The following is a 26,765-nucleotide window of genomic DNA, read 5'->3' as shown; positions in this document are numbered from 1 at the left end:
ATGCCCTTCCGGCCGTCCCCGTACGGAGGCGGCCCGTCGTCCTACGCATCCCCGTACAACACCGACCCACCGCCCATGCCCTTCCGGCCGTCCCCGTACGGAGGCGGCCCGTCGTCCTACGCATCCCCGTACAACACCGACCCACCGCCCATGCCCTTCCGGCCGTCCCCGCACGGAGGCGGCCCGTCGTCCTACGCATCCCCGTACAGCGCCGGCCCGGCGCCCGCGCCGTACCCGCCCTCGCGCCACGAGGCCGAGCCGCCGCGCGCGGAGTCCGTGTACATGGTCGACGGCCGCCGTTGCATCTTCCGCGGCGGCCGTTACATTCCGATCGGGTGACGGGCTCCTTCCAGCGACGGGACTGACATGCCGTCACGCCCGTAGCCCGCCGGGCGGCCCCGCACAGGACCGCCCGGCACCGCTCCACCAGCGCGGCCACGACCGAGTACGGCCACTCCACCGTGCTCCATCGCCATGCACCGCACCCCGCTGAAGACCAGACGTCCGCTCCGAGACACAAGGCATCACCAGCAGCCCCAGGACCGCTGTACCGATGCTCCCGAGCCTGTCAGACATGGCAACGGCTCGCAGGGGTCGAAACGAAGTCACGGAATGAAAAAGCCCCAGGTCACAGACAGTGTGACCCGGGGTTTCTCGGAGCCGCCTTCGGGATTCGAACCCGAGACCTACGCATTACGAGTGCGTTGCTCTGGCCATCTGAGCTAAGGCGGCGCGCTGCGGACCTATGGTGCGATCAGCAACGTCGGTAAGTCTACACAGTTTCCCGGGGTGCTTCGTAACCGCCCCGGAGGCCAGGGTTCCGGGGCGGTCCGGGGTCGGCTACGAGCAGCGTTTGCCGTCTTCCGGCGGGGTGCCGCGCAGCAGGTACGTGTTGATCGCGGAGTCGACGCAGGCGCTGCCGCGGCCGTAGGCGGTGTGGCCGTCACCCTCGTAGGTGAGGAGGCGGCCGGAGGAGAGCTGGCCGGCCAGGGCTTCGGCCCAGCGGTACGGGGTGGCCGGGTCGCGGGTGGTGCCGACCACGACGATCGGGGTGGCACCGGCCGCCTCGATGCGGTGCGGCTCGCCCGTGGGCCTCACCGGCCAGTACGCGCAGTTCAGGGAGGACCAGGCGAGGCCCTCGCCGAAGACCGGGGACGCCTTCTCGAAGTCGGGGAGGGCGTCGCGCACCTCGTCCGGGGAGGAGAAGGCCGCGGGGAGGTCGAGGCAGTTCACGGCGGCGTTGGCGAACATCAGGTTGCTGTAGCCGCCGTCGGCCTCGCGCTCGTAGTAGCTGTCGGACAGGACCAGCAGGCCGGCGCCGTCGTTCTCCTTCATCGCCGAGGTCAGGGACTCACGCAGCTGCGGCCAGGCGGCCTCGTCGTACATCGCCGCGATCACGCCGGTGGTGGCGAGGGATTCGGTGAGCTCGCGGCCGTCGGCGTCACCCGTGGGGACCGGCTTGGCGTCCAGGTCGTCGAAGAAGGCCTTGAGGTTCTTGCCGACCTGTTCAGGGGTGGTCCCCTTACCGCCGAGGGGGCAGTCGGGCTGCCGCACGCAGTCCTTCGCGAAGGACTGGAACGCCGTCTCGAAGCCCGCCGTCTGCTCCAGGTTCAGCCGGCGCGCGGGCAGGGACGGGTCCATCGCTCCGTCCAGGACCAGGCGGCCCGCCCGGTCGGGGAACAGGCCGGCGTACGTCGCGCCGAGGAAGGTGCCGTACGAGGCTCCGACGTAGTTCAGCTTCTCGTCGCCCAGCACCGCCCGCAGTACGTCCATGTCCCGGGCCGCCTCGACGGTCGACACGTGCCGCAGCAGCTTCGGCGCGTCCGCTCCACAGCCCTCCGCGAACCCCTTGTACGCGTCGACCAGCTCGGCCGCCTCACCCTCGTCGTCCGGGGTGACGTCCGTCCGCGTGTACGCGTCCATCCCGCGTCCGTCGAGGCATTCGACGGGCTCGCTGCGGGCCACGCCCCGCGGATCGACCGCCACCATGTCGTACTGGGCGCGGACCTCCTGCGGGTAGCCGATGCCGGCGTACTGCTGGAGGTAGCCGATCGCCGAACCGCCCGGTCCGCCCGGGTTCACCAGCAGCGAGCCGAGCCGCTTGCCCGGGCCGGTGGCCTTCTTGCGGGCCACGGCGAGCCGGACGTCTCCCTCGGTCGGCTTCGCGTAGTCGAGCGGGGCCTTCATGGTGGCGCACTGGAAGCCGGGGACGCCGCAGTCGCGCCAGCTCAGCTTCTGCTCGTAGTACGGCGTCAGCGCGGAGGGCGTGGCTTGCGGCAGCGCGGCCAGGGTCGCCTTCGCCGCCTCCGTCGAGCCGGCCGCCTCCGCCGCCGAACCGGCGGACGTCGACGCGCCCCCGGCCGAGCAGGCGGTGGCGAGCAGCGCGGCGGCCAGCAGCGTGGCTCCGGTACGGGTCCTGCCGGTGCGGGTCCTGCGGTGGGTGCGCCTTGTGTGCATTGAGCGAGCGTAACTCTCGGCGACACCATCGTCGCAGTGCGTGCTCTGCGTGCCTCGTAAGAGTTACGTCGTCAACCGGCGGACGTGGCCTCCAACGCTCTGGCGGGTCAGCCCTCTCTCAGCGCCATCGTCATCGCCTCCACCGCGAGCAGCGGCGGCACATTGCGGTCGAGGGCATCCCCGCAGGCCGCGATGGCCTCGATACGGCGCAAGGTGGACTCCGGTGTGCCGGCGCGGGCGAGGCGCTCCAGGGCGTCCTCCGCGTCGGTGTTGGCGATCGCCACGCGGGACCCGAGCTGGAGAGCCAGGACATCGCGGTAGAAGGCGGTGAGGTCGGTCAGCGCGAGGTTGAGGCTGTCGCGTTGGGTGCGCCTGCTGCGTCGCTTCTGGTTCTCCTCGAGTTCCTTCATCACGCCTGCCGTGCCGCGCGGCAGCCGACCGCCCTGGGCCGCGCCCAGGGCGGCCTTCAGTTCCTCGGTCTCCTTGGTGTCCGTTTCCTCGGCCAGCTGCTTGGCGTCCTCCGCGGCGGCGTCGACCAGTTCCTGGGCGGCCTTGAGGGCGCTGCCGACGTCCTCGACGCGCAGCGGGAGTCTCAGCACGGCGGCCCGGCGCTCGCGGGCGGCCGGGTCGGTGGCCAGGCGGCGGGCACGGTCGACGTGACCCTGGGTGGCCCGGGCCACGCCGGCTGCGACGTCCGGCTCGATGCCCTCGCGCCGTACGAGCATGTCGGCGACGGCACCGACCGAGGGCGTGCGCAGGTTCAGGTGGCGGCAGCGGGAGCGGATCGTGGGCAGGACGTCCTCGACGGACGGGGCACACAGCAGCCAGACCGTACGCGGGGCGGGCTCCTCGACGGCCTTGAGGACGGCGTTGGCGGACTTCTCGTTCAGCCGCTCGGCGTCCTCGACGAGGATGATCTGCCAGCGGCCGGTCGCCGGCGAGGTGAACGACTTGCGGACCGTGTCGCGCATGGCTTCCACGAGGATCTGCGCGCCCACGGCGACCACCGTGCTGACGTCCGCGTGCGTGCCGATGAGCGCCGTGTGGCATCCGTCGCAGAAGCCGCAGCCGGGGACACCACCGAGGGCGCGGTCGGGGCTCACGCACTGCAGAGCGGCGGCGAAGGCCCGCGCCGTCTGCGTCACCCCCGCACCGGGCGGGCCGGTGAACAGCCAGGCGTGGGTCATGCTCGACGCCTCGGGGAGCGGGCCGTCGGCCGCGGCGGCGGTGACGAAGGCGTCGGCGTCCCGGGCAGCGGCGGCGAGCTGCTCGCTCACCTTCTCCTGCCCGACGAGGTCGTCCCACACGGTCATGGGTCACACCGTCCTTCCGTCACGCTCCGTCACGCTCCGTCACACTCCGCCGCACTGCTCCGCGCCGCGTCCTCCATTGTGCGGTGCGGCACTGACAACGCGTGTCGGGCCGCCCGGGAGCCCGGGAGCCACCCCGTGGCCCTGGGGGCCCTGGGGCCACGTCGCCTGAGGGCCACATGGCCCCGGAGGCCACCCATGGGCCCTGAGGGCCACATGGGCCCGAGGTCGGCGGCCGGCGGTCGGCGGCCCGGCCGGTCAGCGCCGGCCCCGGCCCTTCCCCCGGCGGCCTTCGTCATCGCCACGGCCGTCGCCCCTGCCATCGCCACGGCTGTCACCCCGGGCGTCGCCCGGGCCGCCTCCGTCACGCTCGCCGTCGCGCGGGCCGAGCAGCTCGTCCGCCAGCGTCGGCAGGTCGTCCAGCGGCGTCTCCTCGGCCCAGTCCGGGCGCGGCCTGCGGGGCGGTGCCTGGTCCGGGTCGATCCGCGGCAGCTCGCGCGTGCGGTCCTGGGGTTCCTCGGACCGGTCGGTACGAGCGGCCGGGCCCTCCTCGCGGAAGTAACCGGGCGGCACCCGGTCGGCGGGGTCGTCCTCGCGTACGGGGGGCAGGACCGCCGTCTCGTCGGCGGCCCGGGGCTCCACCGCGGGCAGCACCGCCGTCTCGTCCGCCGCACCCGGCACCGGCGGCATGGGCAGCTCGGTCGTCACCTCGGACTCGGATTCGGGCTCGTGCCCGGACTCGCGTTCGGAGGCTCCCGGTGCCCCGGGCGCCCGGCCGTCGTCGCCGCGCCCGCGCCGGACGGCGTCCTCGGCGCCACCCCGGTCGTCACGGGAGTCGGCCGAGTCCCGCACCGGCCGCAGTACCGCCGTGTCCTCCACCGGTCCGCCCGAGGCGTTCGTCGGGGTCACGACCGGCGTCGGCACGGTCATCGCGTCCGAGGGGCGCGAGGCAGCCGGAGCGGGCGGCGCCGGACGGGGCGCGTCCGCCGCGGGAGGTGCCGTCGGCTTCGGACCCGCCGCGGCCGCTGCCGCCGCCTGCTCCGCCGCCCGGCGGGCCTCCTCGGCCCGCATCAGGGCCTCCTCGGCCTTGCGCTGCTTCTCCAGGCGCCGGGCCTCGGCCTCGGCCCGCAGCCGCTCCTCCTCCTCGGCCTGCTTGCGGCGTCGCTCCGCCTCGGCCCGCAGCCGCTCCTCCTCCTCGGCGCGCGCCTTCTCCTCCGCCAGGAGCCGTGCCCGCTCCTCCTCGGCCTTGCGACGGGCCTCCTCGGCCCGCTGGCGGGCCTCCTCAGCCTGCCGTTCGGCCTCGCGCCGCTGTGCCTCCTCCAGCTCGCGCCGCTTGCGCTCCTCCTCCTCGGCGCGCAGCCGCTCCAGCTGTTCGAGTCGCTCGCGCTCCAGGCGCTCCTCCTCGGCCTTGCGCGCGGCCTCTTCCTCGGCCTTGCGGCGCGCCTCCTCCTCGGCCTTGCGGCGCGCCTCCTCCTGGGCCTTGATCTCGGCCTCGGACAGCGGCAGCACCTGGTCGAGCCGGTGGCGTACGACGGTGGTGACGGCCTCGGGCTCCTGGCCCGCGTCCACGACGAGGTAACGCCCGGGGTCGGCCGCGGCAAGGGTCAGGAAACCGGAGCGCACGCGCGCGTGGAACTCGGCGGGCTCCGACTCCAGCCGGTCGGGCGCCTCGGTGAACCGCTCGCGCGCGGTCTCCGGCGGGACGTCCAGCAGGACGGTCAGATGCGGTACGAGCCCGTCGGTCGCCCAGCGGTTGATGCGGGCGATCTCGGTCGGCGACAGGTCGCGGCCGGCGCCCTGGTAGGCCACCGAGGAGTCGATGTACCGGTCGGAGATGACCACGGCGCCCCGCTCCAGCGCGGGCCGCACCACGGTGTCGACGTGCTCCGCGCGGTCGGCGGCGTACAGCAGTGCCTCCGCGCGGTGCGACAGGCCGGCACTCGACACGTCCAGCAGGATCGACCGCAGGCGCTTGCCCACCGGCGTCGCCCCCGGCTCGCGCGTCAGCACGACCTCGTGGCCCTTGCCCCTGATCCACTCGGCGAGGGCCTCGGCCTGGGTGGACTTCCCGGCGCCGTCGCCGCCCTCCAGAGCGATGAAGAAGCCGTTCGACACGGGCGTCGGCACCGGGTCGTCGCCGCCGAGCAGCGCGTCCCGCAGGTCGTGCCGCAGGGGGACCCCGGAGCGGTCGTCGACCTTGGCCAGTACCAGCGCGGCCACCGGCAGCAGCAGCGCGCCCAGCAGCATCAGGATGAACGCGGCGCCGCCGTGCGCGAAGACGAACCTGCCGTTCTCCAGCCGGTGCGGCCCGATCGAGGCCGCCACCACGGGCGCGACGACCGCGCCGAGCGCCACGTACAGGCGGACGACCGCGTGCAGGTGCTCCGTGGTCCGCGCCCGGCGGTGTTCCTCGGTCTCCTGGTCGAGCAGCGTGTGCCCGGTGTTGGCGGTCACGCCCGAGCCGACGCCCGCCAGTGTGAGGAGCAGCAGCACGGTGGTGTCGTCCGGGACGAGCCCGGCGGCCAGCAGGGCGACGCCGACGACCGCGATCGCCAGGGCCAGCAGCCGCCGGCGCGACAGGGACGGCAGCAGGGCGGGAGCCGTTCGGATACCGAGGACGACACCGCCGGTCAACGCGCCCACCATCAGGCCGTACAGCACGGGGCCGCCACCCAGGTCCTTGGCGTGCAGCACCGCCACGGCGACCACGGCGGACACCACGGCGGCGACCGCGGCGCAGGCGACCACCAGCAGCGGGAGGACGCCGGTGCGGCCCTTGTCGACGCCGGTGCCGCTCTTGGGACGGCGCATGCCCTCCAGCGGCGACCGCGCGCGCGGTGTGCGGATCCCGGGCAGCTCCAGGAAGGACACCACGGACAGGGACGCGGCGAACAGCCCGGCCGCGACGTACGAGCCGAGCGCCGCCTGATGCTCGGCGAACCAGTCGATGCCGGCGCCCAGCAGGTTGTTCAGCAGTCCCGCCACGACCAGCACGGCGCCGGCGAGGGGGATGGCCACGAAGCCCGTACGCAGCGACAGGCGGCGCAGGGTGTCCATGTGGTCCGGCAGCGGTCGTACCGTCGCGCCTTCCAGCGGCGGCGCGAGCAGCAGCGCGGGGGCCGCGCTCTCCCGGCACACCGTCCAGAAGCGCTCGGCGACGCCGGTGACGAAGACGGTCACCAGGAGGACGGCGAGCGCGTCGTCCGGCGTCCAGTCGATCCACAGCGGAGCGACGATCAGCAGCGCGGCCCGCAACCCGTCGGCGCCGACCATGGTCCAGCGCCGGTCGAGCGGTCCGTCCGGTGAGGTGAGTGAGGTGAGGGGTCCGAGCAGGACGGCACCGAAGAGCAGCGTCGCCAGGATGCGTACGCCGAAAACGGTCGCCACTGCGAACGCCACGCCCCGGTAGCCCCCGCCGAACGAGCCCGCGCCGATCGCGGCCTGGACGGCTAGGAGGACCAGCACCAGGAGGGCGAGGATGTCGCCGACACCCCCCACGAGCTGTGCGCTCCACAACCGCCTCAACTGCGGGCGGCGCAGCAGGGCGCGGACGGCGCGCTCGCGGGAGTCCGCGACCAGGGCGTCGTCCGGGGCGGGGTGAGTGGCCGTTGGCTGCTCGGCTCGCGTCATGCGTTCAGCCTATCTGCCGTCGCCGACAGTCCGGCGTGTCCGGCCGAACGTACGCACGCCCCGACATCGAAATGATGCCGGGGCGTTCGTTTCGCGAAGAGCGCGTGGAGGGCGTGGCGTGTGTGGCATGCGTGGAGGGTCGGCGGGCTCAGCGGCTGCTGAGCCGGGCTCAGTCCTCCAACGCCTCCGACGCGGTGGCCTTCTTGGCGGCCGTCTTGGTGGCCGTCTTCTTCGCCGTGGTCTTGGCCGTGGTCTTCTTCGCGGCCGTCGTCTTCGCCGCCGCCGTCTTCTTGGCCACGGTCTTCTTCGCCGTCGCCTTCTTGGCCGGGGCCTTCTTGGCGGCGGACTTCTTCGCCGTCTTCTTGGCGGGCCCCTTGGCGCGCTTCTCGGCGAGCAGCTCGTAGCCGCGCTCCGGCGTGATCTCCTCGACGCTGTCGCCGGAGCGCAGGGTCGCGTTGGTCTCGCCGTCGGTGACGTACGCGCCGAAGCGGCCGTCCTTGACCACGACCGGCTTCTCACTGACCGGGTCGGTGCCCAGCTCCTTCAGCGGCGGCTTGGCCGCGGCCCGGCCACGCTGCTTGGGCTGGGCGTAGATCGCCAGCGCCTCCTCCAGCGTGATCGTGAAGAGCTGCTCCTCCGCCTGGAGGGACCGCGAGTCCGTGCCCTTCTTCAGGTACGGGCCGTAGCGGCCGTTCTGCGCGGTGATCTCGACGCCCTCCGCGTCGGCGCCGACGACACGCGGCAGCGACATGAGCTTCAACGCGTCGTCGAGGGTCACCGTGTCCAGGGACATCGACTTGAACAGCGAGGCCGTACGCGGCTTCACGGCGTTCTTGCCGGTCTTCGGGGTGCCCTCGGGGAGCACCTCGGTGACGTAGGGGCCGTAGCGGCCGTCCTTGGCGACGATGGCGTGGCCGGTGGCGGGGTCGGTGCCCAGCTCGAAGTCGCCGCTCGGCTTGGCGAGCAGTTCCTCCGCCAGCTCGACGGAGAGCTCGTCCGGCGCCAGGTCCTCGGGGACGTCGGCGCGCTGGTGGTTCTCGGAGTCCTTCTCGCCGCGCTCGACGTACGGGCCGTAGCGCCCGACGCGCAGCACGATGTCGTTGCCGACGGGGAAGGACGACACCTCGCGCGCGTCGATCGCGCCGAGGTCGGTCACGAGCTCCTTGAGGCCGCCGAGGTGGTCCCCGTCGCCGTTGCCGGCGTCGGCCGCGCCGCCGTTGCCCGTGCCCTCACCGAAGTAGAAGCGGCGCAGCCACGGCACCGCCTGGGCCTCGCCGCGGGCGATGGCGTCGAGGTCGCCCTCCATCTCGGCGGTGAAGCCGTAGTCGACGAGCCGCCCGAAGTGCTTCTCCAGGAGGTTGACGACGGCGAAGGAAAGGAAGGACGGGACGAGTGCCGTGCCCTTCTTGAAGACGTAGCCGCGGTCCAGGATCGTGCCGATGATCGACGCGTACGTCGAAGGGCGGCCGATCTCGCGCTCTTCCAGCTCCTTGACCAGCGACGCCTCGGTGTAGCGGGCCGGGGGCTTGGTGGCGTGGCCGTCGACCGTGATCTCGTCGGCCGTCAGCGCGTCACCCTGGGCGACCTGCGGCAGCCGGCGCTCGCGGTCGTCCAGCTCGGCGTTCGGGTCGTCCGCGCCTTCGACGTAGGCCTTCAGGAAGCCGTGGAAGGTGATCGTCTTGCCGGAGGCGCTGAACTCGACGTCCCGGCCGTCGGAGGCGGCGCCACCGATCTTCACGGTGACGCTGTTGCCGGTCGCGTCCTTCATCTGGGAGGCGACGGTCCGCTTCCAGATGAGCTCGTAGAGCCTGAACTGGTCGCCGGTGAGTCCGGTCTCGGCGGGCGTGCGGAAGCGGTCGCCCGAGGGGCGGATCGCCTCGTGCGCCTCCTGCGCGTTCTTGACCTTGCCGGCGTACGTCCGCGGCTGTGCGGGGAGGTAGTCGGCGCCGTACAGCTGCGTGACCTGGGCGCGGGCGGCCTTGATCGCCGTGTCGCTCAGGGTCGTCGAGTCCGTACGCATGTACGTGATGTAGCCGTTCTCGTACAGCTTCTGGGCGATCTGCATGGTCGCCTTGGCGCCGAAGCCGAGCTTCCTCGAAGCTTCCTGCTGCAGCGTCGTCGTACGGAACGGGGCGTACGGCGAGCGGCGGTACGGCTTGGACTCCACGGAGCGGACCGCGAAGCGCGTGTCCTCCAGGGCGGCGGCGAGCGCGCGGGCGTTCGCCTCGTCGAGGTGGAGGGTGTTCGCGCTCTTGATCTGGCCCAGGGAGTCGAAGTCACGGCCCTGCGCGACACGCCGGCCGTCGACGGTCTGCAGGCGTGCCACCAGCGACGACGGGTCGGAGGCGTCACCGGCGCGGCCGGTCGCGAAGGTGCCCGTCAGGTCCCAGTACTCGGCGGAACGGAACGCCATGCGCTCACGCTCCCGCTCCACCACCAGGCGCGTGGCGACGGACTGGACGCGGCCGGCCGACAGCTTCGGCATGACCTTCTTCCAGAGGACCGGCGACACCTCGTAGCCATAGAGGCGGTCGAGGATGCGGCGGGTCTCCTGGGCGTCGACGAGCTTCTGGTTGAGCTCGCGCGGGTTGGCGACGGCGGCGCGGATCGCGTCCTTGGTGATCTCGTGGAACACCATGCGCTTGACGGGGATCTTCGGCTTGAGGACTTCCTGCAGGTGCCAGGCGATGGCCTCGCCCTCGCGGTCCTCATCGGTGGCGAGGAAGAGCTCGTCGGAGTCCTTCAGCAGGTCCTTGAGCTTCCTGACCTGCGCCTTCTTGTCAGCGTTGACCACATAGATCGGCTGGAAGTCGTGTTCGACGTCCACACCGAGGCGGCGGACCTCACCGGTGTACTTCTCGGGCACCTCCGCGGCACCGCTGGGAAGGTCGCGGATGTGCCCGACGCTCGCCTCGACGACGTAGCCAGGGCCGAGATAGCCCTTGATCGTCTTCGCCTTGGCAGGCGACTCGACGATGACGAGTCGGCGGCCGCCGTTCGCGGTCTCGCTGGTCGGGGACAACTTCGCTCTTCTCTCCGGTCGACGCTGGGCCTCCCCAGGCCGTGTTCCCGGGGTCGGGGTCGTGCTGCGTTTCGGTCGTGACGCTGCGGAGTGTGACGGTACCTCCCGCCCCCGTGTCAAACGGGAAAAGCCCGCAACGGCCACTCGAACGGTAACCCGACGAACCCTGTTCCTGCCGCCCGGAGTGTTTACGGGCCCTGATGTGTGTATCCGGAGCGCGATCCCCCGATTACTCGGGCGGGGGCGCTACCGGGGGCCGGAACCGGCCGCTCACACGTGCGTCAGGCACCATGCCCCGAGGGCGAGAGCGGCCACCGCGGCGACGCTCGCGACGGTCGCCGATGCGACGGGGCTCACACCGTGCGCGACCGGCCGGCCGTGCCGGACCCGCGTCGCGGTCCACACCAGCAGACCGGCCCCGAACAGGGCGAACACCATTCCCGCGAAGATCGCCGGCCCGCTCTCCATGGTCCCCGTGCCCCTTTTCTCCAGCCTGCGCGTGTCCAGCCTTCGGGAGGCTGTCACGCGACGGCGGCGGGCAGGCGAACCCAAGGTGAACGGCGAGCCGACTGCCCCCGCGCGTGGCCGGTTCCGCGCCGGAACCGCGCTTTTCCCTACGTCGCCGCGGAAGCCAGGGATCCGCCGGCCGTACGACGATGGGTTGAGGGCGGGCATGGGGCGATGGGGACGGGGCTGGGGCTGGGACGTGTGGCGCGGGGCCGGGGACGGGGCGATGGGGCCGGGACCGGGGACAGGGACGTGTGGCGCGGGGCCGGGGATGGGGCGATGGGGCCGGGACCGGGGACAGGGACGTGCGGCACGGGGTCGGAGTCGGGGTCGTACGGCGCGGGGCCGGGGAGGTACGGCGGCCGGGGACCAGGGACGTACGGCGCGGCCAGGACCGGGGAGCGGCCGGGGACCAGGAACGTACGGCGCCCCAGGGGCCGGGGACGCACGGCCCCTGGGGCGCGGGGCGCGGCGGGGCCGCCGACCGGGTCCTCGCGGGCGGGCCGTGTCAGCGCCGTTCAGCCGCGCGCAGCAGCCCCGTGGCTCTACGCGGGTTCGAGGAACCCCTGTTCCACCAGCAGCCGGATCTGCGCGGGCGTGCGGTCGCGCAACGCCACCGGGTCCTCGCCCACCAGCTGGGCGATCGCGTCCAGGATGCGGCCGGCGCTCATGGTGCCGTCGCAGACGCCCGCGAAACCGGCGCCGACGGTGTCGACCCGGGTGGCCCGGCGCATGCCGCGGTTCTGGCGCAGGACGACGTGCTCCGGGTCCTCGGCGCCGGGCAGCCCGACCTGCTCCTGGACGACCTCACCGGCCAGCGTGAAGTGCGCTTCGAGCAGGGCCGCGTCGTCGTGGGCACGCAGGTAGTCGACGCGGTCGAAGTGCGCGCGCACGGTCTCGCCGAGCGGCTGCTCGATCGGGTGCGGCCACTCCTCGGTGGTGATCGAGGGCTCGGCGGCACCGGTCCGGCGCAGCGTGATCCAGCCGAAGCCGACGCCCCTGACCTTGCGCGCCTCGAACTCGTCCAGCCACGCGTCGTAGTGCGCCTGGTACTCGGCCGCGTCGCCGCGGTGGTCGCCCGCGTCCCTGAGCCACAGCTCCGCGTACTGCGTGACGTCCTGCACCTCGCGCTGCACGATCCAGGCGTCACAGCCGCGCGGCACCCAGGAGCGCAGCCGGTCCGTCCAGTCCTCCCCCTCCACGTGCTGCCAGTTGGCGAGGAAGTGCGCGAACCCGCCCTCGTTCAGACGCTCCCCCGTCTGCTGAACGAGCGAGCGGCACAGATCGTCCCCGCCCATCCCGCCGTCGCGGTAGGTGAGGCGGGCGCCCGGTGAGATCACGAACGGCGGGTTGGACACGATCAGGTCGTACGTCTCGTCGTCGGCGACCGGCTCGTAGAGCGAACCCTCCCGCAGTTCGGCGGCCGGGGCCCCGGACAGGGCGAGCGTGAGCGCGGTGATGTGCAGCGCGCGCGGGTTGACGTCGGTCGCCGTCACGCGCGTGGCGTGCGCGGCGGCGTGCAGCGCCTGGATGCCGGAGCCGGTGCCGAGGTCGAGGGCGGCGGAGACGGGCGTACGGACGGTGAGGCCCGCGAGGGTCGTGGAGGCGCCGCCGACGCCGAGGACGACGCCCTGGGCGTGGTTGCCGATGCCACCGGCGCCGCCGACCGCGCAGCCCAGGTCGGAGACGATGAACCAGTCCTCGCCCCCGGGCCCGCCGTACGGCCGTACGTCCACGGTGGCCGCCACCTCGTCGTCGCCCGCGCGGACGAGCCAGCCGCTCTCCAGGCACGCGTCGACGGGCAGCAGGTCCGCCACACGCGCGTGGCGGGCGGGTTGCTGGAGCAGGAACAGCCGTACGAGGAGTTCCAGCGGCGTGTCGCCGCGGGTGGCCCGGAGCGCGGGCACGGTCTCGCTGCGCGACAGCGCCGCGTAGGCGGGGGCGCCGAGCAGCTCCAGCAGTCCGTCGGCGGTGAAGGAGGCCCCGAGCAGGGCGTCCCGCAGCCGGGCTGTGACGTCGGGGCGGTCGGCGGAGGGCAGGGGGGACAGGCTGGCGTTACTCACTCCCCCATTGTGGCCCCGCGACCCGCACCCTGCTGTGGTCCCGCGGCCCGCGCCCCCGCCCCGCGCCCGTGCGGCTCAGGTCAGCCGGCCGTGGCCGAAGGCGTCACCGAGGCCGACTTGCAGCTGGCCTGCTTGGCCATCGCCTGGCCGACGTCGCCCTCCTCGAGGGTCTTCAGCGCGTCGCTGCCGCTCTTGCTGAGTTTGTTCAGCTCGGTGGCGATGTCCTTGAGGCCGTCGGCGAACTTCGCCTGGTCCTTGGTGTCGAGCGCCTCCACCTGCTTCCTCAGGGAGGCGTACGACGAGGAGAGGCCGTTGAGTTCGGTGACCGCGTCCTTCTGCTTCTTCTCGCCCTCCTCGACATCCGGTGCCCCGGCCTTCTGGACGGCGCCGCCCATCGCCTTGTAGGCGTCGGACATGTCCTGGAACGCCTTGGCGTCGGTCTTCTGGACCTCTTCCGGCGTGCTGTTGTCCGAGGTCTCCTTCTGGATCGCCGCGTTGGCCGCCTCGATCTTCTTGGCCTGCGGCTGCACTCCGTCGCAGACCTCCTTCGCCCAGGAGTCCAGCTTGTCGTTGTCGTCGTCGCTGCTGCATCCCGTCAGCGCCAGTACCAGTACCGCACCGCCGGACAGTGCGGCCGCGAGCTTCTTGTTCACCGGATTGGTCCCTTCCATGGCTCTCGGCCCCGGAACATACACGCCGGATGGGGGACATCCGCAGGACGAACATCCGTTAGGACCGTATTGCAGCCATTTGCACCAAGAGAGATAAGGCTCACGATGAAGGGCGCGCGCACGCACGACACGGGCGTACGACGCGTCAATACGCGCCGTACGCCCGCCTTTTGACCCGCGCCTCCTCGGAGGCTTCGAGCCCGGGTCTACGAAACCACCGCCGGATCCGCCGACTTGGGTTCCTGGTCGGTGTCGCCCTCGTCACCCATGACGATCCCGCGCCGCTTGGACACGTAGACCGCGGCGGCGATGACGGCGAGCGCGACGAGGGCGATCCCCACCCGTACACCGGTGCTCTCGTCGGCACCGTAGGAGAACTTGATGATCGCCGGAGCGATGAGCAGCGCCACCAGGTTCATGACCTTCAGCAGGGGGTTGATCGCCGGGCCCGCGGTGTCCTTGAACGGGTCGCCGACCGTGTCGCCGATGACGGTGGCGGCGTGGGCCTCGCTGCCCTTGCCGCCGTGGTGACCGTCCTCGACGAGCTTCTTGGCGTTGTCCCAGGCGCCACCGGAGTTGGAGAGGAACACCGCCATCAGGGTGCCCGCGCCGATCGCGCCCGCCAGGAACGCGCCGAGCGCGCCCACTCCGAGCGTGAACCCGATGAAGATGGGCGCCATCACGGCGAGCAGCCCGGGCGTGGCGAGTTCCCGCAGGGCGTCCCTGGTGCAGATGTCGACGACCTTGCCGTACTCCGGTTTCTCGGTGTAGTCCATGATCCCGGGACGCTCCCGGAACTGCCGCCGCACCTCGTGGACCACCGCGCCCGCCGACCGCGACACGGCGTTGATCGCCAGCCCCGAGAAGAGGAAGACGACCGCCGCGCCCGCGATGAGGCCGACCAGGTTGTTGGGCTGTGAGATGTCCATCATCAGGGTCATCGGCGCGCCCTCGCCGCTCAGTTTCTCACCCACGTCCGCGGCGCCGGTGGTGATGGCGTCGCGGTACGACCCGAACAGGGCCGCCGCCGCGAGGACGGCGGTGGCGATGGCGATGCCCTTGGTGATGGCCTTGGTCGTGTTGCCGACCGCGTCCAGGTCGGTGAGCACCTGGGCGCCGGCGCCCTCGACGTCGCCGGACATCTCGGCGATGCCCTGCGCGTTGTCGGAGACGGGCCCGAAGGTGTCCATGGCGACGATCACACCGACCGTGGTGAGCAGGCCGGTGCCGGCCAGCGCCACCGCGAACAGCGCGAGCATGATCGACGTACCGCCGAGCAGGAAGGCCCCGTAGACGCCGAGGCCGATCAACAGGGCGGTGTAGACGGCGGATTCGAGGCCGAGCGAGATACCGGCGAGGACGACGGTCGCGGGGCCCGTGAGCGAGGACTTGCCGATGTCCTTGACGGGGCGTCGGGTGGTCTCGGTGAAGTAGCCGGTGAGCTGCTGGATCAGGGCGGCGAGCACGATGCCGATCGCCACCGCGACGAGCGCGAGGATCCGCGGGTCGCCGTCCCGGCCGGCGATCGCCGCGTCGGTGACACCGTCCAGCTCGGAGTACTTCCCGGGCAGGTAGACGAAGACGGCCACCGCCACCAGCACCAGGGAGATCGCCGCGGAGATGAAGAAGCCCCGGTTGATCGCGCTCATGCCGCTGCGGTCGGACCGCCTGGGCGCCACCGCGAAGATGCCGATCATGGCCGTGATCACGCCGATCGCCGGTACCAGCAGCGGGAACGCCAGCCCGGAGTCCCCGAAGGCCACCTTGCCGAGGATCAGCGCGGCCACCAGGGTCACGGCGTACGACTCGAAGAGGTCGGCCGCCATGCCCGCGCAGTCGCCGACGTTGTCGCCCACGTTGTCGGCGATGGTCGCGGCATTGCGCGGATCGTCCTCCGGAATGCCCTTCTCGACCTTGCCGACCAGGTCGGCGCCGACGTCGGCGGCCTTGGTGAAGATGCCGCCGCCGACCCGCATGAACATCGCGATCAGTGCGGCACCGAGGCCGAAACCCTCCAGGACCTTCGGCGCGTCGGCGGCGTACACCAGCACCACGCAGCAGGCACCCAGCAGGCCGAGCCCCACCGTGAACATGCCGACCACGCCGCCCGTGCGGAATGCGATCTTCGTGGCTTTGTGCGAGACGAGGGTGAGATCCTTTTCGGGTTCGCCCGGAGCCGGTGTCGCTTCCCGCGCCGCCGCGGCGACGCGCACATTGCTGCGTACGGCGAGCCACATGCCGATATAGCCGGTGGCCGCCGAGAAAGCCGCGCCGATCAGGAAGAAGATCGACCGTCCGGCCCGCTGATTCCAGTCGTCGGCGGGCAGCAGCATGAGCAGGAAGAACACGACGACGGCGAATACGCCAAGCGTGCGAAGCTGCCTGGCCAGATAGGCGTTGGCGCCTTCCTGGACGGCCGCCGCGATCTCCTTCATGCTGTCGGTTCCCTCGCCCGCCGCGAGCACCTGGCGTACCAGGATGCCCGCGAGCACCAGCGCGGCCAGCGCGACGACCGCGATGACCGCGACCAGGACGCGGTTCGAATCGGTCAGCACGGCGGCTGCGACAGTCGAGGTGTCGCCCAACTGATGAGGGGTGGAAAGCTCCGCCATTCGTCCTCCTTGACGCTTGGGCTGAGCTCAAGATGTGGACGGGATTGTAGGTACCGGAACCTGATCAAAACAGTGCACGACAAAAGGAATTACCCTGTCAACCCAAAGGACCCAGAAGTAGTAATGGCCTTCCGGCATTAACGGCGATCACACGGTGTTCGCATTGTCGTGATCCATTTCTCGCGCGAATCCGCTCGTGAATTAATTCACCTGGCGCTCGCACGGCACCACTGTATGCGCGGACCGCGGACCTCGCCTTCCGCACATGACGAAGGGCCCTACGAGGTAGGGCCCTTCGGGTGACTCGCGTGTGACTTTCGTGGTCCGCCCGAGGCGTCGGACGACCGGGGTGGGTGTCAGACCGGCGGCAGCACCGCCGGCGCGGTCGGCCAGGTCATGCGGATCAGTCCGCCGCCCTCGCCGGCCGTGACCTCCACGTCGTCGACGAGTCCGCTGATGACAGCGAGACCCATCTCGTCCTCCTCGGCCTCCACGTCGTCGACGGCGCCCGGGTTTCCGGCCCCGGGTACCGCGTGCGGCGCCTCGTCGCCGACCTCGATGGAGAACTGCTTCTCCTCCTCGATCAGCGACACCTTGACCGGCGCCGTGATGCCGACGTGCTGATGCAGACCCACAGCCCGCGTGCAGGCCTCGCCGACGGCGAGCCTGACCTCGTCGAGGACGGCCTCGTCCACTCCGGCCCTGCGTGCCACCGCCGCCGCCACCAGACGGGCGGTGCGGACATGCTCGGGCAGCGCGCTGAAGCGGAGTTCGACGGTGGCCATGCATCCCCCTCGGAACTACGGGCGTGCTTTCGAGAGTCCGGGCCGCCGACAGCCCGGACCTCGCTTGTTCTTGTGGTCCCGGGCCCGAGAGCCCGGGACCGGTCGTCAGTCGGTGGCCGCCACCGCTTCCTCGACCGAGGTGTGAATGGGAAACACCTTGGTGAGGCCGGTGATACGGAAGATCTTGAGAATGCGCTCCTGGTTGCAGACCAGGCGCAGCGAGCCCTCATGGGCACGCACCCGCTTCAGTCCGCCGACCAGCACGCCGAGCCCGGTGGAGTCGAGGAAGTCCACGCCCTCCATGTCTACGACGAGGTGGAAACTCCCGTCGTTCACGAGCTCGACCAGCTGCTCTCGCAGCTTGGGCGCGGTGTATACGTCAATTTCGCCACCGACCTCGACGACCGTACGATCGCCGACGGTACGGGTCGACAGGGACAGGTCCACGGATCCTCCAGCACCTTGCTATCGAGCGGGTCGCCCTTCGGGACACCTCGGCTTGAAGCCCCCAGGACGGTTCGCCAGCCGCGATGGCATTCAATCACTTACCGGCAGGCGTGCACGACGCCTTGGTCCCATTGTCCGTCACGCCAGTGACAGACTCGGTGCCGATGGCCAAGAATCACCGATCCGATCGACCCCCGGCGGAGCCCGGCTCCCGGCCGGGTCCGGGCATGGTCCTGGACCGGCTCGCCGGGGGCCCGAACCGGGCTACGCGCATCACTCATACGGAGCACTTGCCCCCGCGTGCGGGCCGTCATGCCGTCTGGCCGGACCGGATTCGGCCGGAGGTCGTCGCGGCGGTGCGGGCCGCGGGCATCGAACACCCCTGGGCCCACCAGGCACGCGTGGCCGAGCACGCCCTGGACGGCGACTCGGTGGTCGTCGCCACCGGCACCGCGTCCGGCAAGTCCCTGGCCTACCTGGTGCCGGTGCTGTCGACACTGCTGGACGGCTCCGAGGCCCCCAACGGACGGGGCGCCACCGCCCTCTACCTGGCCCCGACCAAGGCGCTCGCCGCCGACCAGTGCCGATCCGTGAAGGAACTTTCACAACCCCTGGGCACATCAGTGCGGACCGCGGTGTATGACGGCGACACTCCGTTCGAGGAACGCGAGTGGATCCGCCAGTACGGCACCTACGTGCTGACCAACCCGGACATGCTGCACCGCGGCATCCTGCCGTCCCACCCCCGCTGGTCCTCCTTCCTGAAGTCGCTGAAGTACGTCGTCGTCGACGAGTGCCACACCTACCGCGGCGTCTTCGGCTCCCATGTCGCCCAGGTACTTCGAAGATTGCGCCGACTGTGTGCGCGCTACGGCGCGTCGCCCGTGTTCCTGCTCGCCTCCGCCACCTCCGCCGAGCCCTCGGTCGCGGCCGGCCGGCTCACCGGCCTGCCGGTGGTCGAGGTCGCCGACGACGCCTCACCGCGTGGTGAACTGGTGTTCGCCCTGTGGGAACCGCCGCTGACCGAGATGGAGGGCGAGAAGGGCGCGCCGGTCCGCCGCACGGCCACCGCCGAGGCCGCCGACCTGCTCACCGACCTCACCGTGCAGGGGATGCGCTCGATCACCTTCGTACGCTCCCGGCGCGGCGCCGAGCTGATCTCGGTGATCGCCAAGGAACGTCTGGCCGAGGTCGACCGCTCCCTGCCCCGGCGCGTGGCGGCGTACCGTGGCGGCTACCTCCCCGAGGAGCGCCGCGCCCTGGAACGCGCCCTGCACTCGGGTGAACTCCTCGGCCTCGCGGCGACGAACGCCCTCGAGCTCGGCCTCGACATCTCCGGCCTGGACGCCGTGGTGATCGCCGGCTACCCGGGCACCCGGGCATCACTGTGGCAGCAGGCGGGCCGGGCCGGGCGCTCCGGGCAGGGGGCCCTCGCGGTGCTGGTCGCCCGGGACGATCCGCTGGACACCTTCCTCGTCCACCACCCCGAGGCCCTGTTCGACCAACCGGTGGAATCGACGGTCCTCGACCCCGACAACCCCTACGTCCTCGCTCCCCACCTGTGCGCGGCGGCGGCCGAGCTGCCCCTGACCGAGGAGGACCTGCCCCTCTTCGGCCCGGCCTGCGAGGAGCTGCTCCCCCAGCTCGAGGAGGCCAGACTGCTGCGCCGCCGGACCCGCGCCTGGCACTGGACGCGCCGGGAACGGGCCGCCGACCTGACCGACATCCGTGGAGAGGGCGGACGGCCGGTCCAGGTCGTCGAGACCGGGACGGGCCGGCTGCTGGGCACGGTCGACGCCGGCGCCTCCCACACGACGGTCCACGAGGGCGCCGTGCACCTGCACCAGGGCCGCACGTACCTCGTCCGCTCCCTGGACCTGGAGGACTCCGTCGCGCTGGTCGAGCAGGCCACCCCGTCGTACTCCACGGTCGCCCGCGACACGACGGCCATCTCGGTCCTCGAGACCGACACCGAGGTCCCCTGGGGTGACGGACGCCTGTGCTACGGCTCCGTCGAGGTCACCAACCAAGTGGTCTCCTTCCTGCGCCGGCGGCTCATCACCGGTGAGGTCCTGGGCGAGACGAAACTCGACCTCCCTCCCCGGACACTGCGCACGCGCGCGGTGTGGTGGACGGTCACCGAGGACCAACTGGACGCGGCCCGGATCAACCCGGAGATCCTCGGCGGGGCCCTGCACGCCGCCGAGCACGCCTCGATCGGCATGCTGCCCCTGTTCGCGACGTGCGACCGCTGGGACATCGGCGGCGTGTCGGTCCCCCTGCACCCGGACACACTGCTGCCGACGGTTTTCGTGTACGACGGCCACCCGGGAGGCGCGGGCTTCGCAGAGCGCGCCTTCCACACCGCCGTCGACTGGCTCACGGCCACCCGGGAGGCCATCGCCTCCTGCGAGTGCGACGCCGGCTGCCCGTCCTGCATCCAGTCCCCCAAGTGCGGCAACGGCAACGAGCCACTGCACAAGCGGGGGGCCGTACGGCTGCTCACGGTGCTGTTGCGCGGGGCGGCGGGGGCGGGGGCGGACCGGGGCCCGGCGGTAGGTCCGTAGTCCGGGTCGGCGAGACCTGGTCCGGTGGTACGCCCGTGGCCGGGCCCGCTCTCGCCCGCGCCTCCGCAGCGAACGGCCCCCGGCCCGAGGCCGCCGTCACGTCCGAGACCTGGCCGGTGAGCACGCACCGCACCAGCCGCGTCCCCTGGGCCCGCGCGATCCGGTCCGCCCGGGCACACGCCGCCGTGCCGCCCCGTGCCCAGTGGTCCGCCGCCGCGAGCGCCGCCAGATCGGCACCACCCGCCGCACGATGCCGGGCCACGACGGCCTGCCCCAGGGCCAGCACGATGCCGAACACCACGCACAGAACGGCGATGGCACCGACACTCCACACCGTGGCGGACCCTTGGTCGGATCTGGGGCCGGGATCGGGATCGAGGCCGGGATCGAGGCCGGGATTGGGATCGGGGCCGGGATCGAGGCCGGGATTGGGATCGGGGCCGGGATCGAGGCCGGGATTGGGATCGGGGCCGGGACCAGGACCGAGACCAGGACCAAGACCGAGACCGAGACCAGGATCGGGATCGAGCCCGAGACCAGGATCGGGCCCGAGGCTCCGGTCGGTCACCGCCCCGGGCCGGACGCCGCCCCTCATGGCCCCACCCCCACCGTCTGCTCCACCGAAGCCACGGCCTCCTCCCGTACTTCGAAGGGCAACCCGTGCAACGCCGGTGGCTCGGCCACCACGATCACACGGACCCGGCCCTCCTCCCGGCTTACCGTGACCCGCGCCCCGCGCGGTGCCGCCTCTCTGGCGATCTCGACGACCGCGTCGGCCGGATCCTGCCGGGCCGCCGCCCGGGCGCCCGCCCGGGCGGCGTCCACGCACTGGATCTGAGCGGCCACCACGAGCAGCCCGCACACCAGCGCCATCGCGAACACCACCAGCACCGGCAGCACCACGGCCGCCTCCGCCGTCACGAACCCGCTGTCGGAGCCACTGCCGTTACGATCGCCTGGACGGCCGCCGGAGCCGCTGTCATGGTGGATGCCGGAGTCTCCGCGGACCCGATTCCCGGCTCCCCGCTCACATCCGCGCATCGAGCGCCTGCTTCACGATGCCCTGCAGTTCCGCGCTGACCGCGCCGCTCGTCACCACCTTGTAGAGGACCACGGCGAACGCCACCGCGGCGACGATCCCCATCGCGTATCCGAAGGGTGCCAACTCACCCACCCTTGGGAGTGGCCCCCGTGGTAGCAAAACCGCAGGTCAGCGCGCTCGCTTCACCCGCTCACTCGCTGTACGGCATGAACCCCACCACACCCCTGCGCGGCCTCAGCGTGCTTCGCCTCAGCGTCCTCACCGACGAGACGACTAGTCCGGAGCGACAGCGCGGCGCGAACGAGGATGCCGCCCGCGCACTCGGCATCGACCTTGCCGACCGTGAGGCCGTGGACCTCGGAGTCAGCGCGAGCAAGACAACCCCCTTTGAGCGTCCGGAACTTGGCTCATGGCTGGAGCGTCCGGACGACTGGGACGCCCTTGTGTGCTGGCGCTTTGATCGACTCGTGCGCAGCATGGCCGACGTATTCGCGCTGGCCGAATGGGCAAAGGCACATCGGAAAATGATCGTCTTTGCCGAGGGTCCGGGCGGCCGTCTCGTACTGGACTTCCGCAACCCGCTGGACCCGATCACGCACCTACTCGTGATGGTGTTCGCGTTCGCCGCTGAAATGGAAGCGCAAGCAATCCGCGAGCGGGTCAACGGCGCACAGGCTGCAATGCGCACGATGGAACTCCGCTGGCGTGGCGCGCGTCCGCCGTACGGCTACATGCCCAAAGAACTGGAAAGCGGCGGGTGGACCCTGGTCCAGGACCCGAAAGCAGTGAAGGTAATTGAGCGGATCATGCGTGATCTGTTCTCCGGTAAGACGGCTAGCGCTGTTTCAACCGACCTGAACACAGAAGGTGTCCCGAGTCCGCGCGATCACTGGAGCATCCGGCAGGGTCGGAAGACCGGCGGAAAGACGGGCGCGACCAAGGGCAAGAACGTGAGCCGCGAAAAGTTCTCATGGCGACCGGCCATGCTTTCTCGGCTCATGCGCTCCCACGCGCTGTTGGGCTGGAAGACGCACGACGGAAACCCGGTACGAGACAGCAACGGCGCACCGGTCATGTCCACCACTGAGCCGATCCTCACCCGCGAGGAATACGACGCTATCGGCGCGCTGTTGGACTCCCGGAAAACCAAGCAGACTCCGCGCAAGGACAGTAAGGCTCTGCTGTTGGGCATCATCTTTTGCACGTCGTGCGGCGGTCGCGTCTACGCCGACTTGCAAAAGGGCACGTACAAGTGTGGCTACTCGTCGCGCGGCCAGCAGTGCGAACGGCCGGTGAACGTCCGTATCGGCTGGGCAGAAAACCGCGTCGAAAGCAAGTTCCTTGCCGCTGTCGGTGGACTCCACGTGACCGAGGTGAAGGAAATCGCGGGATACGACCCGGCCCCCGAAATCGCCGCAACGCTGGCCGAATTCGAAGAACACCAAAAGCAGGAGGGACGGCAGCGGAGTAGCGCAGCGCGGGAGGCATGGCAGCGACGCGCGGACGGCCTTGACGCACGGCTGGCCGAATTGGAATCCCGCGAAAAGGTGGAACCGACGCGGGAAGTCGTGGTCACGAACCGCACCTACGCTGACGTTTGGGCCACCGCTGATGTGACCGCGCGGCGGGAAATGCTGACTGAAGCGGGAGCGCGGTTCATGGTCAATCGTCTTCAGCCGAAGAAGCCGGAGCACCGTTCGCGGTTCACGATCAGCGAGACGTTCCACGCGGACGCTGCCGACTTCCTGAATGCCGCAAAGGAGGATGCCGCATGAGCGCCGTACTGCGGGCCGAGGTAGACCGGCTGTCGGCCGAATTGGCCAACCTCACCCCCAAGGGACCTCGGGCCTACCGCTCTTGGCTGTTCCTCTCGACAGCGGAGCGGGCCGCCGAGGTGCGCGAGTCGGCCGAACGGAACCGCGTTGAACGGGAGTTGCGAGGGGCCGAGGACCGGCTAGCCGAGTACGAGCGCATGCGGGCACTACTGGCACCCGGCGCGTTCCTCACGTGGACGCGGGCACGGTACGGCTGTAAAGCCGCGTAAGCGTCGCTGAGAGCCTTTCAGGGGCCCGGTGGGGAAACTCCCGCCGGGCCCTTTTGCGTGCCGCAGGACAGCGCACAGAGCCTTTGCCGACCGGCCAGCGCCGAGGCACGAACCCCGGTTGCCGACAACGGGCCCAAGGGAGGGCACAGACGGCCGCCTGCGCTGCTCTCGAGGGCTCACTGGCCATGGGTGCCGGTCCTCCCCGGATAGGCCGTTAGGGAGCCTCCCGCAGAGCTGTAACCAATTAATCACTCACCGTAATAATCGGGATTCGCCGGCGGTTCTGATAACGGATTGGTAACGGCCTTGTCGGCAATGCCCGTTCCGCCGCCAATGCGGTTTACCAACTCGCTCTCTGTATCCCGAGGGCAGCGAGTGCGCTAACTCAATCGACGTCCACTGAGTTAACCGCGCTCGCTGTTCCTCCCATGGAGTCTTTACCGACTCACTCACTTCACAGTGAAGGCACCCGCCGAGGGTGCCTCTTCTTTGGCTCGAATTCCGATCGATCGGAGGAACCGACATGCATGACAAGTGCAAGTGCGGAATCCCGCTCAAGCCCTACTGCGGAACCGGCACGCGCCCCAAGTGGTGCAGCCGCTCATGCCGAGACCGCGATTACTACCAGCGGAAGACATACGGCATCACCCGCTAACCACACCTCAACGTTGAAGTGTGCTACCCGAGGAGAACCCGAAATGACCGAAGCAGAAAAGCAGCGCGCCCGAGTAGACGCACTAATCGTCTGGGTTGAGGAACGGTTGGAAACCCTCAACGACTACGGCCCCGGTGCGCTGCCGAATGACCAACTGATTTTCCCCGATCCGCACCGGACGGCCGACGCTCCCGAAAGCAAGCCACGCCGTAACCGCACCGACCGCAACACCGCCGCCGCCCTCGCATTCCTGGAGAATGACAAGTGACCACTTTCGATGACGCTTACTGGACCCGCCAGCGCGAGCTACTAGCCATTGACCCCGAGGTTCGGCACGTGAACTACGCGCGGTTCATTGCCGACCAGTGCGGCCATGAGCTACGCCACGTGCAGCACGTTGGTTGGTACCGCTGGAATGGCCGTATCTGGGAAGCAACCGGCGACGACGGCGCAGCCATGCAGGCCGTGACGGACGGCGCAAAGCAACTCATGCGGCGCGGGGTCGAGAACTCCGCCGATATGGGTTGGTGCTCCGCAGCGTCTAGCAAGATGCTTGTTAACTTCCAGCGGCGCGCAATGGTCGCCGAAATGGCCGTCCTCCCGCAGCTTCACGCGACCGTTGACGAACTCGACGCACAACGGCACCTAATGACATTCCGGAACGGCACCGTGGATCTCCGCACCGGGGAACTCCGCGCGCATGATCCGGCCGACATGCTGACGCAGTGCGCCAATGTCGATTACATGCCGGACGCCGAGTGCCCGCGCTGGCTGCGATTCGTTGAGGAAGTGTTCCCCGGCGACCCGGATATGCAGCGCTACTACCAGACGTTCCTAGGCATGGCGATTACCGGTGAAGTCCGCGAGCACGCGCTAGGCGTTTGGTACGGCGAGCACGGCCGGAACGGCAAGGGCACCACGATTCGCACCATGCAAAAGGTGTTCGGTCACGATGTGGTCCATGAGGTGCCGTTCACCATCTTTGAGAACGTGCGCGGGCAGGCAGTGCACACGGAGCAGATTGCAGCGCTGCGGGGAAAGCGGCTAGTCGTCGCGCAGGAAGGAAACCAGGGTGTGCCGATGAATACGGCACTACTCAAGAACCTATCCGGCGGGGACCGAATCAGCACGCGCCACCTGCACGGAAAGGTGTTCTCTTTCGACCCCACGTTTACCATCGTGCTGGCCACGAACTACCTACCGGAATTCGGTTCCGGCGGTGCTGCACTGTGGGCCCGGACAAAGGCAATGCTGTTCGGTGTCTCGTTTGCCGACCGGCGCGACCCGGACCTAGAGCCCACCATTCAGGGACCCGAGCGTGAGGGCGTGGCCGCATGGGTTGTCCGTGGCGCTGTGAGCTACTACAGCGACGGCCTACGCGACCCGCTGAGCGTCGTTGCAGCGACCGAGCACCACAAGGATGAGGTGGACCCGCTCAAGCCTCTTGTGGGCGAGGTGTTCGAGTACGACGACGACAGCGAGGTACGCCGTTCCGACTTTAACCGCGAGTTGAAGGAATGGCGCGAAGACAACGGCGATAAGTCGGCCAAGTATTCTCCGAGCAACGTCAAGAACCACCTAAAGACGAACGGCGTTACCGAGGTGCAGCGCAAGGGCAAGGGTTGGATGTACCAGGGAATTTACCTGCTGTCCGACGTACCCGCGCATGTCGCTAAGGCCGAGGCGAACGGCCCCGGTATTTTCGACCAGACGCACGGCTGACAGCGGGAAAGGCCGCTTTAGCGGGAGGGGGTAACAGAAAAGTTGTTACCTGTACCTAGCTCCTATATACGTATGGGAAGAAGGTACAGGTAACAAGAAATCTGTTACCCCCCTCACGCTTTCGCGGCATTCCCGCTGTCCCCCAGCCGGCTGGTATCGATCGGGTAACACAATGCCGGTCGGCATGCGTTATTCCGGGGAATCCCGCGTTTCCGCTTTACGAACTCTCTCTCTGTAACGTGAACGGTGGTAGTTCGGCGTTACCGGGGTCTGTGTCTCCTCATGTCGGCGCGTGGTCGGTTGTCTTCTCCAACAACCGGCCCGCCCGTCGGCATCACACTTCAACGTTGAGGTGTGACCCCCCGAACTCCACCCCTGCGGATGCAGCCGCAACCCCCCTTAATCTTCGGTGAGTTGAAGTCTCGCGCGCATAAAGCGGCGGACTCCTTACCGGTGGGCCCCCTCGCCCGCTGTGGTCTCTGCATAGACCCGGCGCGTGAGGGGGCCTTTTTTCGTACCCGAAAGGACACCCCATGACTGCCCCGATCATTTCCCTTATTGCGTTCACCGACAGCCTTGGTGCCGTAGAAAAGCGTCACCTGCCATCCGAGGTATTCGGGCACGTCTACCCGGTCCGGCCGGGATTCCAGCTGTACTTTTCGAATGAGACGTACCTAGACCCCGAGGACCGGCAGCTAGTGATTGACGCTGCCGACGACCTAATGGCAGCCATCACCATTGCGATGAATACGGCGGCCATTGCCGCTGATGAGGCGGCCGACCGTGGCTGAAGCGCACGACATGACGCAGGGCGGCCAGGGTTCGACCTCCCGCTTTAACACGGCGGGCAATCAGGACCCCACCGAATCCGCGTCACGCAACCTCGCTGCCCGTAGGCGAGAGCAGATCGCCGGAATGCTGACCCCCAGTCATAACGACATGATGGCCGAGCATTACGAGGAGCGCGCCGCACGCAAGGAAGCAGACCAGCGAGAGCTAGAGGCATACCGCGCCCAGCAAAAGGAAGATGCCGAATGGCGAAAGCGCGAGGAGTGGCGCGACCGCTGGATGGCGTCGGACGAAGCGCGGGACCTAACCGTCAGTCCATATTCCGACCCTGGCGAGGAACTAGACGCAGCGCGTAAGCGCCACGCCGATTTCATGCAGCGCGCCGAGGGTGACGAACTAGCCGCCCAAATCATCACCCGCGCATACCACTACTGAGGAAACC

Annotated in this window: 19 protein-coding genes, 1 tRNA gene and 2 pseudogenes; 8 read left to right on the top strand and 14 right to left on the bottom strand. The window is 70.0% G+C overall.

Going from position 1 to position 26,765, the window contains the following annotated elements:
* A pseudogene (locus ACH4NX_RS33815) lies at window positions 1-339 on the top strand (hypothetical protein); the annotation flags it as partial.
* A gap of 319 nt (window positions 340-658) precedes the next feature.
* On the opposite strand, the gene ACH4NX_RS33810 reads toward ACH4NX_RS33815, so the two are convergent.
* The 11 genes from ACH4NX_RS33810 to bldG all read right to left on the bottom strand — a co-directional run bounded on the left by ACH4NX_RS33810 (window position 659) and on the right by bldG (window position 17,504).
* Window positions 659-732 (bottom strand) — tRNA-Thr (locus ACH4NX_RS33810).
* 108 nt (window positions 733-840) lie between these two features.
* The gene (locus ACH4NX_RS33805; RefSeq protein WP_398129830.1) at window positions 841-2,457 is read right to left on the bottom strand and encodes an alpha/beta hydrolase; all 1,617 of its coding nucleotides are present in this window, start codon (window positions 2,455-2,457) and stop codon (window positions 841-843) included.
* A gap of 107 nt (window positions 2,458-2,564) precedes the next feature.
* Window positions 2,565-3,770 (bottom strand): DNA polymerase III subunit delta', encoded by a 1,206-nt coding sequence (locus ACH4NX_RS33800; protein ID WP_351386901.1) that lies wholly within the window; start codon window positions 3,768-3,770, stop codon window positions 2,565-2,567.
* 255 nt (window positions 3,771-4,025) lie between these two features.
* Window positions 4,026-7,397: a dTMP kinase gene (gene tmk, locus ACH4NX_RS33795; RefSeq protein ID WP_398129831.1), complete on the bottom strand. Its 3,372-nt coding sequence runs from the start codon at window positions 7,395-7,397 to the stop codon at window positions 4,026-4,028.
* A gap of 169 nt (window positions 7,398-7,566) precedes the next feature.
* Window positions 7,567-10,419: a type I DNA topoisomerase gene (gene topA / locus ACH4NX_RS33790; protein ID WP_398129832.1), complete on the bottom strand. Its 2,853-nt coding sequence runs from the start codon at window positions 10,417-10,419 to the stop codon at window positions 7,567-7,569.
* A gap of 270 nt (window positions 10,420-10,689) precedes the next feature.
* Window positions 10,690-10,887, bottom strand: a complete 198-nt coding sequence (locus ACH4NX_RS33785; protein ID WP_351386908.1) for a hypothetical protein — start codon at window positions 10,885-10,887, stop codon at window positions 10,690-10,692.
* A 584-nt stretch (window positions 10,888-11,471) separates the two neighbouring features.
* The gene (locus tag ACH4NX_RS33780; protein ID WP_351386910.1) at window positions 11,472-12,989 is read right to left on the bottom strand and encodes a class I SAM-dependent methyltransferase; all 1,518 of its coding nucleotides are present in this window, start codon (window positions 12,987-12,989) and stop codon (window positions 11,472-11,474) included.
* An 80-nt stretch (window positions 12,990-13,069) separates the two neighbouring features.
* On the bottom strand, window positions 13,070-13,660 hold the full coding sequence (locus ACH4NX_RS33775; protein ID WP_351386913.1) for a small secreted protein: 591 nt from the start codon (window positions 13,658-13,660) through the stop codon (window positions 13,070-13,072).
* A gap of 206 nt (window positions 13,661-13,866) precedes the next feature.
* Window positions 13,867-16,272, bottom strand: coding sequence for a sodium-translocating pyrophosphatase (locus ACH4NX_RS33770; protein ID WP_398129833.1), 2,406 nt, complete (start codon window positions 16,270-16,272; stop codon window positions 13,867-13,869).
* Between the two features lie 356 nt (window positions 16,273-16,628).
* Window positions 16,629-17,057, bottom strand: coding sequence for an ATP-binding protein (locus tag ACH4NX_RS33765; RefSeq protein ID WP_351386919.1), 429 nt, complete (start codon window positions 17,055-17,057; stop codon window positions 16,629-16,631).
* A 105-nt stretch (window positions 17,058-17,162) separates the two neighbouring features.
* Window positions 17,163-17,504 (bottom strand): anti-sigma factor antagonist BldG, encoded by a 342-nt coding sequence (gene bldG, locus ACH4NX_RS33760; protein WP_003975386.1) that lies wholly within the window; start codon window positions 17,502-17,504, stop codon window positions 17,163-17,165.
* Window positions 17,505-17,587: 83 nt separating this feature from the next.
* Between bldG and ACH4NX_RS33755 the strand changes: the two genes are divergently transcribed.
* A complete protein-coding gene (locus tag ACH4NX_RS33755; RefSeq protein WP_398129834.1) occupies window positions 17,588-20,071 on the top strand; it encodes a DEAD/DEAH box helicase in 2,484 nt (827 codons plus the stop codon).
* On the opposite strand, the gene ACH4NX_RS33750 is transcribed toward ACH4NX_RS33755, so the two are convergent.
* The 3 genes and pseudogenes from ACH4NX_RS33750 to ACH4NX_RS33740 form a co-directional block, all read right to left on the bottom strand.
* Window positions 20,007-20,405: an Rv3654c family TadE-like protein gene (locus ACH4NX_RS33750; RefSeq protein WP_351386923.1), complete on the bottom strand. Its 399-nt coding sequence runs from the start codon at window positions 20,403-20,405 to the stop codon at window positions 20,007-20,009. The genes ACH4NX_RS33755 and ACH4NX_RS33750 overlap by 65 nt on opposite strands.
* 257 nt (window positions 20,406-20,662) lie before the next feature.
* Window positions 20,663-20,992, bottom strand: coding sequence for a TadE family type IV pilus minor pilin (locus ACH4NX_RS33745; RefSeq protein ID WP_398129835.1), 330 nt, complete (start codon window positions 20,990-20,992; stop codon window positions 20,663-20,665).
* A gap of 106 nt (window positions 20,993-21,098) precedes the next feature.
* Window positions 21,099-21,221: pseudogene (locus tag ACH4NX_RS33740) on the bottom strand (DUF4244 domain-containing protein); the annotation flags it as partial.
* A 41-nt stretch (window positions 21,222-21,262) separates the two neighbouring features.
* On the opposite strand from ACH4NX_RS33740, the gene ACH4NX_RS33735 reads away from it, so the two are divergent.
* The 6 genes from ACH4NX_RS33735 (at window position 21,263) to ACH4NX_RS33710 (ending at window position 26,758) form a co-directional block, all read left to right on the top strand.
* Window positions 21,263-22,888, top strand: a complete 1,626-nt coding sequence (locus ACH4NX_RS33735) for a recombinase family protein (RefSeq protein WP_398153378.1) — start codon at window positions 21,263-21,265, stop codon at window positions 22,886-22,888.
* Window positions 22,885-23,157, top strand: coding sequence for a hypothetical protein (locus ACH4NX_RS33730; RefSeq protein WP_398129837.1), 273 nt, complete (start codon window positions 22,885-22,887; stop codon window positions 23,155-23,157). The genes ACH4NX_RS33735 and ACH4NX_RS33730 overlap by 4 nt, the downstream gene beginning before the upstream one ends.
* A gap of 698 nt (window positions 23,158-23,855) precedes the next feature.
* Entirely contained in the window at window positions 23,856-24,080 is a 225-nt protein-coding gene (locus tag ACH4NX_RS33725) for a hypothetical protein (protein WP_398129838.1), read from the top strand.
* Entirely contained in the window at window positions 24,077-25,534 is a 1,458-nt protein-coding gene (locus ACH4NX_RS33720) for a phage/plasmid primase, P4 family (protein WP_398129839.1), read from the top strand. The genes ACH4NX_RS33725 and ACH4NX_RS33720 overlap by 4 nt, the downstream gene beginning before the upstream one ends.
* A gap of 533 nt (window positions 25,535-26,067) precedes the next feature.
* A complete protein-coding gene (locus ACH4NX_RS33715) occupies window positions 26,068-26,325 on the top strand; it encodes a hypothetical protein (RefSeq protein WP_398129840.1) in 258 nt (85 codons plus the stop codon).
* Entirely contained in the window at window positions 26,318-26,758 is a 441-nt protein-coding gene (locus ACH4NX_RS33710) for a hypothetical protein (protein WP_398129841.1), read from the top strand. The genes ACH4NX_RS33715 and ACH4NX_RS33710 overlap by 8 nt, the downstream gene beginning before the upstream one ends.
* Window positions 26,759-26,765: the final 7 nt, after the last annotated feature.

Source organism: Streptomyces sp. NPDC017225, from assembly GCF_044331465.1.
Lineage (GTDB): Bacteria > Actinomycetota > Actinomycetes > Streptomycetales > Streptomycetaceae > Streptomyces.
This window is presented reverse-complemented; position numbering and strand designations above follow the sequence as displayed.